Genomic DNA, 11,635 nt, shown 5'->3' with positions numbered 1-11,635 from the left:
GTCACTCCATGACCTGGCACAGCAGCGCCCAGGCCGTCGCCGGGTTCTGCACGTCACCGTGCCCGCTGATGACCTCGTCGGACCGGACCGCCAGCAGCCTGGTGTCGGGCAGGTCATAGCGCTGCGGGGCCGTGAGGGCGTCCACCACCGTCACCGAGGAGGTGTCCTGGGGGCCGAAGCCGCCGAGCGCCGCATACTCCGACAGGCCCCCCGCGATCACGGCCTCGCGCGTGTCCGAGGCGCGCCGGGCCGCGAAGTGGAACAGCTTGGTCAGGGGCACGTCGTGGCTGCTGAAGGTCGTCATGAGCGGTTGTCTCGTGCGGTCGAGCGCGGGCCGGTAGCCTCCGGCAGGCTTGCCGTCGCCGGGGTCGGCAAAACACTTGGCCGACGTCGCCGGCTGCAGCAGGAGCACGGACTCGACCGGTCGGGCCGGCGCGGCACCGTGGGCAAGGGCCGAGAGGACCACCTTGCCGCCGTAGCTGTGCCCGACGAGGTGCACGCGGGAGTCGGTCGCCGCCCCGAGTATGCCGTGCAGCATGGTCCGCACGCCGGCTCCGCCGACGCGTCCGGCCCGGTCCTTCATCAGCAGCACCGTGGCACTGCGGATGATGTTGCGCGGGTTGAGCCGGTCGAGCAGGCCCGCAGTCTCCGGGGTCTGCTGCCCGCCCGGTGCGTCGGGAACGAAGCCGCCACGCTCACCCGGTGCCGGCTCCTCGGCCGGGGGCATGGCGGCCCAGAGGCGGACCAGCTCCTCGGGGTCGGGCACGGAGTCGGGACCGTCACCGCCGGGCACCTCGTCGTCGTGGCCGGCCAGGGCGGGTGCGATCAGCACGGCGAGCTCCGTGGCCTCGCTGAGACTGATCTCCGGGCGGTCGGCCAGGTCGTAGACCCTGGCGGCACCGTCGGCGTCCAGGTGCTGGGCCAGCAGGTCGACGCGCAGCTCCTCGACGCCCCCGGCGACGTCGGCCTCCGGCTCGCCGGCGATCCTCGGGCCACGCTCGGAGGGGAGCACCAGCGACGTGCTCGGCCAGTGGACGCCCACCAGCACCGGACGGTAGTCCCGTCCCGGTGGGTGCCACTGCGCCGCATACTGCTGGTTGAACTCGTCGATGAAGCGCGTGTAGTTGCGGGTCGCAGCCGCCCAGTCGTTGTTCCAACCGTGGCTGAACAGGAAGACGTCGGTCGCCTCGCGCGAGGCGTCCAGGAGGTGCGCCAGGCTGGCGGGACTGGAGCACACGCCCTGGGGGTCGAACCTGATCATGTAGAAGGGCGCCGTCCCACCACCGGGACCCGCCACCGTCGTCCATGGTCCTGTGATCGCGGCCATCGCCACGGCCCTCTCAGGAGAAAGACCAGTGAGCGTGGACGCTGCCCGGCCGCCGGCCGGTGCGTCCGACGCCTCGACGAGACCCTGGGCTCACGTCACCCGGGCACGCACCTGAGTGCTGGGACCGAGCGTACTCAGGGCGGGGGCGGCCGTCTAGAGTCGTCTCGCCGGGTCGCCCTGCCGCTCAGGCCGGCCCGGAGCCGGCAGCGGACCGGGCCCGCGCCGAGATCCGTCGCGACCGTTCGGGCTAGGCGAAGGGTGCGCTGTCCCCCGCGCCCTCGCGCACGACCTGCGGGTAGCCCTCCGAGAAGTCGATCACGGTCGTCGGCTCGTTGCCGGTCTCGTCCCCGTCGATCACGATGTCCACCTGGTTGTCCAGGCGCTCCTTGATCTCCCACCCCGTCCCCAGCGGCTCCGCCTCACCCGGGAGCAGCAGGGTGCTGGACAGCATCGGCTCCCCCAGCTCGGCCAGGATCGCCTGCGTGATGCGGTGCTCGGGGATGCGGACACCCACCGTCTTCTTCTTGGGGTGGAGCAGCTTCTTGGGCACCTCCGGTGTCGCCGGGAGGATGAAGGTGAACGGTCCGGGGGTGGCCGCCTTCACCGCCCGGAACACCGCGTTGTCCAGCTGCACGAACTGACCGAGCTGCGCGAAGTCGGCGCAGACGAGCGTGAAGTGGTGCTTGTCGTCCAGCTTGCGGATGCTGATTATCCGTTCCTTGGCCGCCTGGTTGCCCAACTGCGCACCGAGTGCGTAGCAGGCATCGGTCGGGTAGGCGACCAGCCCACCGTCGCGGAGGGTGTCCACCACCCTGCTCACCAGGCGGGGCTGCGGATCCACGGGATGGATGTCGAGGAAGGTAGCCATGCGTCACCCTAACCACGCGGTCGCCCCGAACTCGACCGAGCGCGCCGTGACGCGGCTTTCCGGGCCACCGAGCGCGTGGTGGCTCGACGTTCCGGGCCACCGAGCGCACCGACGAGGAGCTCCTCAGCTGCTCCGCGCCTCACGCTGGTAGGAGGCCGTCACCTTCGCCAGCTCGAACCCGGCCTTCTCGTAGAGCCGCGTCGCGCCGGTCGGGCTCGCCGAGTCCACATCCAGCGCGACGTAGTCGAACCCCTCGGCCCGACTGATCGTGCGCAACAGCGCGGCATGGGCCAGTCCCCGCCCCCTGGCGTCCGGCACCGTCCCGACCAGGTTGACGTAGGCCTCCTCGGGCACCCACTGGCCGACCAGCACGTAGGCGAGGACACGTCCCTGCTCATCCAGCGCGAGCGTGGAGACCGACATGCGGTTGGACCGGGCGGTCCAGGTGTCTGCCCAGGCCTCCGCGGACTGCGGTCCGGATCCCCAGTGGTCGCGGAACGCCTCGTTGTGGGCGAGGCGGGTGGCCTCCCGGTGCTCGTCCGTCGGCGAGACCAGGACGGCGTCGACCTCGGGCACGGCCACCGGCTCACCGTTCAGTGGCCGCTTCATCTCGTTCCAGTAGCGCACGACCTCATAGCCGCGGTGCGCCAGCAGGGCGCGCACCGAGGCGCCCTCCAGCCCCCCGGAGACACGCCACAGCTGACGGGAGCCGGGGTGCCGCTGGCCGGCCAGCTCGACCGCCCTCGTCTCCATCCGCCCCAACAGCTCGCGACCCAGGCCGCGACCCCGGTGGTCGGGGTGGATGCCACCACCCAGGTGTGCCAAGGCCCTGCCGTCGTGGTCGAGCCGCAGACGCAGCTGTCCGTAGCCGACCAGCGACCCCTCCTCCCACACCGCCCAGGAGTCCAGCTCCGGGGAGAAGCCGTGCTCGGTGAGCTCCTCGGCCAGGTCCTCGGGCTCGTAGAACTCCTCGGTCTGGTCGACCGTCGCGAGCAGGTTGGTCAGCTCGGCCCAGGCCGGCACGTCCTCCGCGCGGAGGTGTCCCCAGATGGTCATGAGGTGGAGTGTCCTTGGTCGGACTCCGTGGCGCCACTGCATTTCTCCACGACCGGGAGGTCCGGGGTTCCCTCAGGTGACGCGCCGGCGGCGGGTCAGCAGGAACGCCACGATGCCCACGGCGAGGACGAGCACGCCGCCCGCGACCGACTGCCAGGGCAGGGTCCAGGCCAGCACCAGACAGCCGACCAGCCCGAGCAGCGGCACGGCCGGCGCCCCGCGCCACTCACCGCGCAGCGTCCAGGCGCTGGCGTTGGCCACGGCGTAGTAGGTCAGCACCCCGAAGCTGGAGAACCCGATCGCCCCGCGGAGGTCCACGACAAGCACCAGGAGCAGGACGATCACCCCGACGGCCAGCTCGGCGTTCCGCGGGACCTGGCGGGCGTCGACGCGCGCGATGGCCGCGGGCAGGTAGCCGTTCCGTGCCATCGCCAGCGAGGTCCGGGAGATCCCGAGCACGAGGTTGAGCAGGGCACCGAGGGCCGCCAGTGCGGCCACCGCCCGGACGGCCCAGACCCACGGCTCCCCCAGCACGGCGGCGGTCGCGAGGGCGACGGGGTCACTCGCCCCGGCCAACCGGTCAGGACCCAGTATGCCGAGGGTCAGGACGGCGATGACCGCGTAGACCCCGAGCACGGCCACCACGGTGATCGCCACCGCCCGCGGGATGGTGCGGGCGGGGTCGCGGACCTCCTCGGCGAGCGTGGCGATCCGTGCATACCCGGCGAAGGCGAAGAACAGCAGCCCGGCCCCCTGCAGGACGCCGTAGGCGCTGGCGTGGTCGGCAAAGAGCTCGGGTCGGACGCTGCCCTCGCCGCCGGCCAGGCCGGCGACCACGACCCCGCCGAGCACGGCCAGGACGATGGTGACGATCACCCGGGACATGCCCGCCGAACGCTGCACACCGCTGATGTTCAGGACCGTGACCACCACGACCGCGACCGCGGCGGCGATCCGCTCCCGGCCGGGTGCGACATACGCGGCGATGGCCATCGCCATCGCCGCGCAGGAGGCGATCTTGCCGACCACGAAGGACCAGCCGGCGAGGTAGCCGGCGAAGTCTCCCAGGCGTTCCCGCCCGTAGAAGTAGGTGCCCCCCGCGGAGGGGTAGCGGGCGGCCAGGGCGGCCGACGACCAGGCGTTGCACGCGGCGACGACCGCCGCCAGCACCAGGCTGAGCAGCAGCCACGACCCGGCAGCCCGGGCCGCCGGTCCCCAGACGACGAAGGCGCCGGCACCGATCATCGACCCCAGTCCGATGGCGACCGCGTCGCCGGGTCCCAGCCGGCGCGCGAGCTCGGTCACTCTGTCACGTAGCTGACAGGCGTGGGCAGCTGCACGGTGCGCGAGACGGTGCAGAGCCGGTCCCTGGACTTTGCGACCGCGTCGGGCAACCGGGTGCGCGCCGCCTCACCCTCCTCGCCCTCCGGGAAGCGCACGGTGAAGGTGATCGTGACCTCACCGAGGTGGTTGCCCTCCTCGTCCCGCAGCTTCTCCGCCTCTGCCGCGACGGTGAACCCGGTGGGCTCGGCGAGGCGGGTGGTGAGGTAGTCCACGTCGATCGCCGAGCAGCCGGCCATGGCGGTCAGGAGCAGCTCGACGGGCGTGAAGTCGGTGCTGCTGCCGTCACCGAAGGACAGCCGACCCCCGCGGGGGTTCTCGGCCTCGTAGGCGCCGGTGGCGTGTCGGGTCAGGGAGATGCTGCGCAGGGAGTCGGAGGTCATGGGGTCTAGCCTGCCAGAGTGACCCAACGACTCATCCTGGTGCGCCACGGAGCGACCGAGTGGTCCGAGTCGGGCCAGCACACCGGCCTGACCGACCTGCCGCTGCTGCCGTCCGGGGAGGAGGGCGCGCGTGCGCTCCGCCCGCTCCTGCAACGGTTCGACATCACCCACGTCCGGTCCTCACCCCTGCAGCGGGCCCACCGCACCGCGCAGCTGGCGGGGCTCGAGGTCGACACGATCGACCCGGATCTCCTCGAGTGGGACTACGGCGCCTACGAGGGTCTCAGCACGGCGCAGGTGCGCGCGGAGACCGGCACGTCCTGGAGCGTGTGGACCCACGGCGTGAAGCCAGGGGCGACACCGGGTGAGACCGTCGAGGAGGTCGCTGCCCGGGCCAGCCGGGTGCTCGCGACCGTCGCGGGCATCGACGGCGACGTGGTGCTGTTCGGGCACGGTCAGGCGTTGCGCATCCTCGCCGCCGTGTTCCTCCGGACCGAGCCCCGCTTCGGAGCCAACCTGACCTTCGACACCGGAGCACTCGGCATACTGGGCCACCACCGGGAGGACCCGGTCATCGTGGGGTGGAACGTCACGGCCTGACCCGGGCCGCCTCACCGGGCGCCACGGTGCTCGCCGTCGGGACCTCCCAGGTGTGCACCGGCTGGTTGTCCTCGCTGTGCTCGATGTAGAGCGCCAGCATCTTGTGCAGGGCGGTGGGACGGTCATCGCCCTGGGCCTCGAAGTGCTCGGTGCACGCCACCTGCCAGGAGGCGCCGTTCTGACCGGACCGGCAGCGCTCGGCGATGACGTCCAGGTAGTGGCTGCGGACCTCGCGCCGCAGCCCCAGCCCGGCCAGGCCCTCGTCCGCCAGCGGGAGCAGGTGCTCGGCCACCAGCTCGGTCACCGGCACCTTCCCGAAGCCGGGCCAGGCGAGCACCGAGGTGATGCCGTGGCGGGCGGCCTCCTCGAAGTTCTGGTCGGCGTCCTCGAACGGCATCTTCGTCCAGATCGGCCGGCCGCTGCTGGTGAACTTCTCCAGCAGCCCGTAGTAGAAGCAGGCGTTGGCGACCATGTCGATGACGGTCGGCCCACCCGGCAGCACGCGGTTCTCGACCCGCAGGTGCGGCACGCCGCGCACATTGTCGTAGATGGGGCGGTTCCACCGGTAGACGGTGCCGTTGTGCAGCCGCAGCTCACCGAGCTCGGGGACCTCCCCGGCCTTGTAGACAGCCACCGGGTCCTCGTCGGACTGCTCGGGCAGCAGCGCCGGGAAGCACCGGACGTTCTCCTCGAAGAGGTCGAAGATCGAGGTGATCCACCGGTTGCCGAAGTAGGCCCGCGGCCGCACCCCCTGGGCCTTGTGCTCCACCGACCGGGTGTCCACCATCTGGCTGAACAGCGGGATCCGGGTCTCGGCCCACAGCCGGCGCCCGAACAGGTAGGGCGAGTTGGCCGCCAGCGCCACCTGCACGCCGGTGATCGCCGAGGCGGCGTTCCAGTAGAGCGGGAAGTCCTGGGGTGTGACCTGCTGGTGCAGCTGGACGGAGGTGCAGCCGGAGAGCGGCCCGATCGTCTCGAAGTAGCCCGAGACCCGCTCGCCGGTCGGGCCCTCGATGTCCAGTTCGAGCCCCTCGCCCCGCTCGGTGAGGATGGCGTTGTTCAGCGCGGTGTAGCGCACCCCGAGGCTCAACCAGTCACCATCGAACAGGTCCTGCATCAGGGTCGGGAGTATGCCGACAGCAACCACCTGCGCCCCGTGGCCCCGGGCCGCGTCCCCGGCCCGGCGCAGGGACTCGTTGAGCCAGCGCTCGAGGCGCACCGCCTGGTCGCCGGCCATCGGGCGCGGCGGCACGTTCATCTCGATGTTGTAGCGCCCGACCTCGGCCTGGAAGTCGAACTCGCTGCTCTGCAGCTCCTCCAGCACGGTCTCGTTGATCAGGGCCGGGTCCAGGTTGCCGTCGACCAGGTTGAGCTCGATCTCCAGGCCCATCTGGGGCCGCGTGAAGTCGAACCTGCTCTGCTCAAGCATGTGCTCGAACACATCGAGAGACTGCAGGACCTTGTGACGGTAGGCCTGCCGGTCCTCACGGCTGAACGCGGCAGAGCTGACTTCCTGACCCATGTGGCGCCTCCTGACGTTGTCGACAGCCTAGTCAGGCCAGCGCCACGACGGGCGGTCGACACAGGACCAGTGCGCGACTCCACCACCGCGTCGCGACCGTATCGGCGCTCACGAGAGGCCGATCAGGCTCGTCGGGGACGACCTGTCCACGGGGCTCGGGCGGACAACTCCCGCTGACCAGCCGTGTCTGCTCCGCCATCGGTCATGGCTGTGGGGCGAAGACGAAGACGATGGTTCCGCCGAGACAATCATAGTCGTCCTCGGGGTAGCCAGGATCGTCCGGGCCCATCCACATGCCGGGGACGAACACGTCCTCGTCGCCCAGCACCAGCTCTCGACCATCAGGCAGGCGCGCTCCGCCCTCGATGGGCTCGGTGCCCGGGGGCAATGACAAGACTCCAGGCTCCTCATCGAGACCCTGGAGCCCAAGGCACCCCTCAACCTCCACGACCGTGCCCCCGACACCACCCGCCAGGCCACTGGGCTCCCGCTCGGCTGTGATGGCCAACTGCGGGCCGTTGCTGGTCGGATCGGACTGGCTCGGCATTTGGGAGGGGTCGGGGATCCCGCCCTCATCGTTGGAGCATCCTGAGCCGACGAGGATGATTGCAGCACCCCCCATGAGAGCCGCCCACGATCGCAGGCGAGAGCTCAAGCACGCTGAGGGTGTCATTGGGTCAGGACCCTCCAGCCTCGGGGCGGAAAGATCCCCACCCGGGTGAAGCTGTTCGTCCCGCCGGTCTCGGTGCACCAACGGGACGTGACACCGTACGCGTGAGTCGACGTGAACCAAGGACCACCGCTGTCCCCGCTCGTAATCTTATCTCGATCCATGATCGTTAGTGCATGAGTCATTCCGTTATCCGCACCACCGGAGCACGACCTTGAAAATACCGAGACGATCGCTGACTTCCGCGCCCTCGTGGCCCACCCGAACACACTGAGGATTTGCCCATACCCAAGTGAGCCGGGTCCGGCCTATATTGGATGTCCTCCTTGACGCCGTACTCGATGAGAAACGCCGGATCAGTTGCTGTAGCTGCCCTGACTTCTGAGGCGCTCAGCGACGCACTCGTTGTCACCGAGAGTTGGCTCCACGTGGATCTATGTCGACGAAAACAACGCGATCATCATCCACACCAGAGGAGAGCTCTGCCAGCACAGCAGCAGATGCTGCTTCCAGCTCAGCCAGATCAAAATTCGAGGTGTACACCTGTACGGCTGGATACCGAGCAGCCGCCAGCTTTGAAGCAACATCACCAGGAACTTCCCCCTCCCAGATCACATACGGAACGGACCCCTCAAAGCCCCACCCGGCATATCCTGGTCGGCTCTCCCACGTCGCCGCCAGCCCACCCAGATCGTCCGCGTCCGTGCCTCGTTCCAGCACCTCCTCCACCGTGAGTCCAAGGTCATAGGCCGCGAACACTGTGTCCTCAAGCTCGGCGACTGACAAGCCACCAAAGGAGAGGTCAGGGTCATAGGTCACATCAGACCCCTCGGGGGCGCTCGCGCGGGCTATCAACTCAGTGTGGACGGACTCACTAGACCGAGCACCAAGAGCGTCGCGACCGCGAGGCTCCCCGCCGACGACGCGTCACGACTCCACTCACCATCATGCCTCCCCGAAGTTTGCCTGAGCCTAGGGCAAACTTCGACCAGCGACGAGAGTCCTCCTGACCCACCGGATGATGTCGATCCACGTGACGGGTTCAGCTCTCGAAGGCCTCCGGCGGCGGGCACGAGCAGACCAGGTTGCGGTCGCCGAAGGCACCGTCGATCCGTTTGACCGGCGGCCAGTACTTCGCGGCCGCACCGCCGGGGAACGCCGCCGCCATGCGCTCGTAGGGGTGGTCCCACTCCCCCGCCAGCTCGACTGCCGTGTGCGGGGCGTTGGCGAGCATGGCGCGGGAGGCCTCGTCCTCCATCTCGGCACGGATCGCGATCATGGCCTCGATGAACCGGTCCAGCTCGCCGAGGTCCTCGCTCTCGGTGGGCTCCACCATCAGGGTGCCGGCGACGGGGAAGCTCATGGTCGGCGAGTGGAAGCCGTAGTCGATGAGCCGCTTGGCGACGTCGTCGACGGTGACACCCGTGTCCTTGGTCAGACCGCGCAGGTCGAGGATGCACTCGTGCGCGACGAGGCCGTTCTCACCGGCGTAGAGCACCGGGTAGTGCTCCCCCAGCCGCTTGGCGACGTAGTTGGCGTTGAGCACGGCGACCTCGGCGGAGCGGGTCAGGCCGGCACCGCCCATGAGGCGCACGTAGGCCCAGGAGATCGGGAGAATGCCCGCCGACCCGTAGGGCGCTGCAGAGATGGCGCCCACGCCGGACTCCGGTCCTGCCTCGGGGTCGAGGGGGTGGTTGGGCAGGTGCGGGGCCAGGTGCTCCCGGACGGCGACGGGGCCTACCCCGGGGCCGCCTCCGCCGTGTGGGATGCAGAACGTCTTGTGGAGGTTGAGGTGCGACACGTCGCCCCCGAACTCGCCCGGCTTGGCCAGGCCCATGATGGCGTTGAGGTTGGCACCGTCGACGTAGACCTGCCCTCCGGCCTCGTGGACGAGCTCGCAGAGCTCGCTGATGGTCTCCTCGAAGACCCCGTGCGTCGAGGGGTAGGTGACCATGATGGCCGCCAACTCCGCGCGGTGCTTGTCGATCTTGGCGCGCAGGTCATCCATGTCGATATCGCCACCCGGCGCGGTCTTGACGACGACGACCTTGAGGCCGGCCATCACCGCGCTGGCCGCGTTGGTGCCGTGCGCGCTGGCGGGGATCAGGCAGACCGTGCGGTCGTTGTCACCGTTGGCCAGGTGGTAGGACCGGATCGCGAGCAGTCCGGCGAACTCGCCTTGGGAGCCGGCGTTCGGCTGCAGGCTGACCGAGTGGTAGCCGGTGATCTCGGCCAGCCACGCGGACAGCTCGCTCACGATCCGGCGGGAGCCGACGGTCTGGTCGAGCGGCGCGAACGGGTGCAGCCCGGCGAACTCGGGCCAGGTGATCGCCTCCATCTCCGTGGTGGCGTTGAGCTTCATCGTGCACGAGCCCAGCGGGATCATGCCCCGGTCGAGGGCGAAGTCCTTGTCACCGAGGGACTTGATGTAGCGCAGCATCTGGGTCTCGCTGCGGTGGGTGTTGAAGACCTCGTGCGTCAGGTAGTCACTGGTCCGGCCGTGCACTTCGTCCCAGGCGGGCCCGGCGGGCACCTCGACCGGGTCGACACCGAAGGCGCGGAGCACGACGTCCAGGTCCGCGGTCGTCAGGACCTCGTCGGTGCTCAGCAGGACGTGCTCGGCGTCCACGGCCCACAGGTTGACGCCTCCCTCGAGGGCCGCGGCCAGCACCGCGGCCGAGTCGGCCCGCACCGTGAGTGTGTCGAAGTAGCTGCCCGTGACGACCTCGACGCCACCGGCGGCCAGCGCCTCGCGCACGTAGCGGGCCTTGGCGTGGACGTCCTCCGCGATCCGGCGCAGACCGTCCGGCCCGTGCCACACGGCATACATGCTGGCCATCACGGCGAGGAGCACCTGGGAGGTGCAGATGTTGGAGGTGGCGCGCTCGCGCCGGATGTGCTGCTCGCGGGTCTGCAGGGCGAGCCGGTAGGCCGTGCCGCCGGCCGCGTCCTTGCTGACCCCGACGAGCCGGCCGGGAAGGGTCCGCTCCAGGCCTTCGCGGACGCTCATATAGCCGGCGTGGGGGCCGCCGAAGGCCATCGGCACACCGAGCCGCTGGGTGCTGCCGACCGCCACGTCGGCGCCCCAGGCGGCGGGCTCGCGGAGCAGGGTGAGGGCGAGCAGGTCCGCGGCGGCGGTGACCAGTCCCCCGGCGGCGTGCACCCACTCCGCCATGGCGGCCCAGTCCCGGATCTCGCCGTCGGCGCCGGGGTACTGCACGACCACGCCGAAGACCGGACGCCCGCCGGCAAGGGCTTCGGGGTCGGACAGGTCACCGGTCACGAGCTCGATGCCCAACGAACGGGCACGGGTCGCCAGAACGGCTGCGCTCTGGGGCAGGAGGTGCTCGTCGACCAGCATGACCGCGTCGTCGGCGACCTTGCTGGCGCGACGCATCAGCGTCATGGCCTCGGCCACTGCGGTGCCCTCGTCCAGCAGGGAGGCTCCGGCGGTGGGCAGGCCCGTGAGGTCGGAGACGACGGTCTGGAAGTTGAGCAGCGCCTCCAACCGACCCTGCGAGATCTCCGGCTGGTAGGGCGTGTACGCGGTGTACCAGGCCGGGTTCTCCAGGATGTTGCGCCGGACCACCGGGGGCGTCTGGGTGCCGTAGTAGCCGAGCCCGATCATCGAGGTGACCACGGTGTTCTCGGCGGCCACCCCCCGCAGCTCCTCGATCACGGCCCGCTCGGAGGCAGCCGCCTCGATGTCCAGGGCCGCGGCGCTGCGGATCCGCTGGGGCACGGCCGCATCGACCAGCGCCTCGAGCGAGTCGTAGCCGACGGTCTGCAGCATGGTGGCGATGTCCGCCTCGCGCGGGCCGATGTGGCGGCCGGCGAACTCGGGCAGCGGTGACATGAGGGCTCCTTG

Annotated in this window: 11 protein-coding genes; 1 reads left to right on the top strand and 10 read right to left on the bottom strand. The window is 70.2% G+C overall.

Annotation, left to right across the window (positions count from 1 at the left end; all coding sequences use genetic code 11):
- Position 1: 1 nt before the first annotated feature.
- From DA085_RS02100 to DA085_RS02080, 5 genes are all read right to left on the bottom strand, one after another.
- Positions 2 to 1,261, bottom strand: coding sequence for an alpha/beta fold hydrolase (locus DA085_RS02100; RefSeq protein ID WP_154402072.1), 1,260 nt, complete (start codon positions 1,259 to 1,261; stop codon positions 2 to 4).
- 313 nt (positions 1,262 to 1,574) lie between these two features.
- A complete protein-coding gene (locus tag DA085_RS02095; protein ID WP_109471284.1) occupies positions 1,575 to 2,195 on the bottom strand; it encodes an L-threonylcarbamoyladenylate synthase in 621 nt (206 codons plus the stop codon).
- A gap of 123 nt (positions 2,196 to 2,318) precedes the next feature.
- Entirely contained in the window at positions 2,319 to 3,251 is a 933-nt protein-coding gene (locus DA085_RS02090) for a GNAT family N-acetyltransferase (RefSeq protein ID WP_161958390.1), read from the bottom strand.
- Between the two features lie 72 nt (positions 3,252 to 3,323).
- Positions 3,324 to 4,556, bottom strand: a complete 1,233-nt coding sequence (locus tag DA085_RS02085) for an APC family permease (protein WP_272914467.1) — start codon at positions 4,554 to 4,556, stop codon at positions 3,324 to 3,326.
- Positions 4,553 to 4,975, bottom strand: a complete 423-nt coding sequence (locus tag DA085_RS02080; RefSeq protein ID WP_109471282.1) for an OsmC family protein — start codon at positions 4,973 to 4,975, stop codon at positions 4,553 to 4,555. Before DA085_RS02080 ends, DA085_RS02085 begins: the two co-directional genes overlap by 4 nt.
- A gap of 18 nt (positions 4,976 to 4,993) precedes the next feature.
- Here DA085_RS02080 and DA085_RS02075 point away from each other — a divergent pair, with 18 nt between their 5' ends.
- Positions 4,994 to 5,575 carry a histidine phosphatase family protein gene (locus DA085_RS02075; RefSeq protein ID WP_109471281.1) on the top strand — a complete coding sequence of 194 codons (582 nt, stop codon included), beginning with the start codon at positions 4,994 to 4,996 and terminating at the stop codon, positions 5,573 to 5,575.
- On the opposite strand, the gene DA085_RS02070 is transcribed toward DA085_RS02075, so the two are convergent.
- The 5 genes from DA085_RS02070 to gcvP all read right to left on the bottom strand — a co-directional run bounded on the left by DA085_RS02070 (position 5,565) and on the right by gcvP (position 11,623).
- Positions 5,565 to 7,097, bottom strand: a complete 1,533-nt coding sequence (locus tag DA085_RS02070) for a glutamate-cysteine ligase family protein (RefSeq protein WP_109471280.1) — start codon at positions 7,095 to 7,097, stop codon at positions 5,565 to 5,567. The genes DA085_RS02075 and DA085_RS02070 overlap by 11 nt on opposite strands.
- A gap of 202 nt (positions 7,098 to 7,299) precedes the next feature.
- A complete protein-coding gene (locus DA085_RS20845) occupies positions 7,300 to 7,491 on the bottom strand; it encodes a hypothetical protein (protein ID WP_154402071.1) in 192 nt (63 codons plus the stop codon).
- Between the two features lie 275 nt (positions 7,492 to 7,766).
- Positions 7,767 to 8,036, bottom strand: a complete 270-nt coding sequence (locus tag DA085_RS21985; protein ID WP_419866489.1) for a trypsin-like serine protease — start codon at positions 8,034 to 8,036, stop codon at positions 7,767 to 7,769.
- Between the two features lie 139 nt (positions 8,037 to 8,175).
- Positions 8,176 to 8,586: a hypothetical protein gene (locus DA085_RS20840; protein ID WP_154402070.1), complete on the bottom strand. Its 411-nt coding sequence runs from the start codon at positions 8,584 to 8,586 to the stop codon at positions 8,176 to 8,178.
- Positions 8,587 to 8,809: 223 nt separating this feature from the next.
- The gene (gene gcvP / locus DA085_RS02060) at positions 8,810 to 11,623 is read right to left on the bottom strand and encodes an aminomethyl-transferring glycine dehydrogenase (RefSeq protein ID WP_109471278.1); all 2,814 of its coding nucleotides are present in this window, start codon (positions 11,621 to 11,623) and stop codon (positions 8,810 to 8,812) included.
- Positions 11,624 to 11,635 lie beyond the last annotated feature (12 nt).

Source organism: Ornithinimicrobium cavernae, assembly GCF_003121625.1.
GTDB lineage: Bacteria > Actinomycetota > Actinomycetes > Actinomycetales > Dermatophilaceae > Ornithinicoccus > Ornithinicoccus cavernae.
The sequence above is the reverse complement of the archived record's forward strand: the minus strand, read 5'-3'. Positions and strand labels throughout refer to the sequence as shown.

Bases quoted from the DNA above. Each gene is read 5' to 3' on its own strand.
- DA085_RS02070 (WP_109471280.1), bottom strand. From the start codon at position 7,097: ATGGGTCAGGAAGTCAGCTCTGCCGCGTTCAGCCGTGAGGACCGGCAG.
- DA085_RS02095 (WP_109471284.1), bottom strand. From the start codon at position 2,195: ATGGCTACCTTCCTCGACATCCATCCCGTGGATCCGCAGCCCCGCCTG.
- gcvP (WP_109471278.1), bottom strand. From the start codon at position 11,623: ATGTCACCGCTGCCCGAGTTCGCCGGCCGCCACATCGGCCCGCGCGAG.
- DA085_RS02100 (WP_154402072.1), bottom strand. From the start codon at position 1,261: ATGATCAGGTTCGACCCCCAGGGCGTGTGCTCCAGTCCCGCCAGCCTG.
- DA085_RS02090 (WP_161958390.1), bottom strand. From the start codon at position 3,251: ATGACCATCTGGGGACACCTCCGCGCGGAGGACGTGCCGGCCTGGGCC.
- DA085_RS02080 (WP_109471282.1), bottom strand. From the start codon at position 4,975: ATGACCTCCGACTCCCTGCGCAGCATCTCCCTGACCCGACACGCCACC.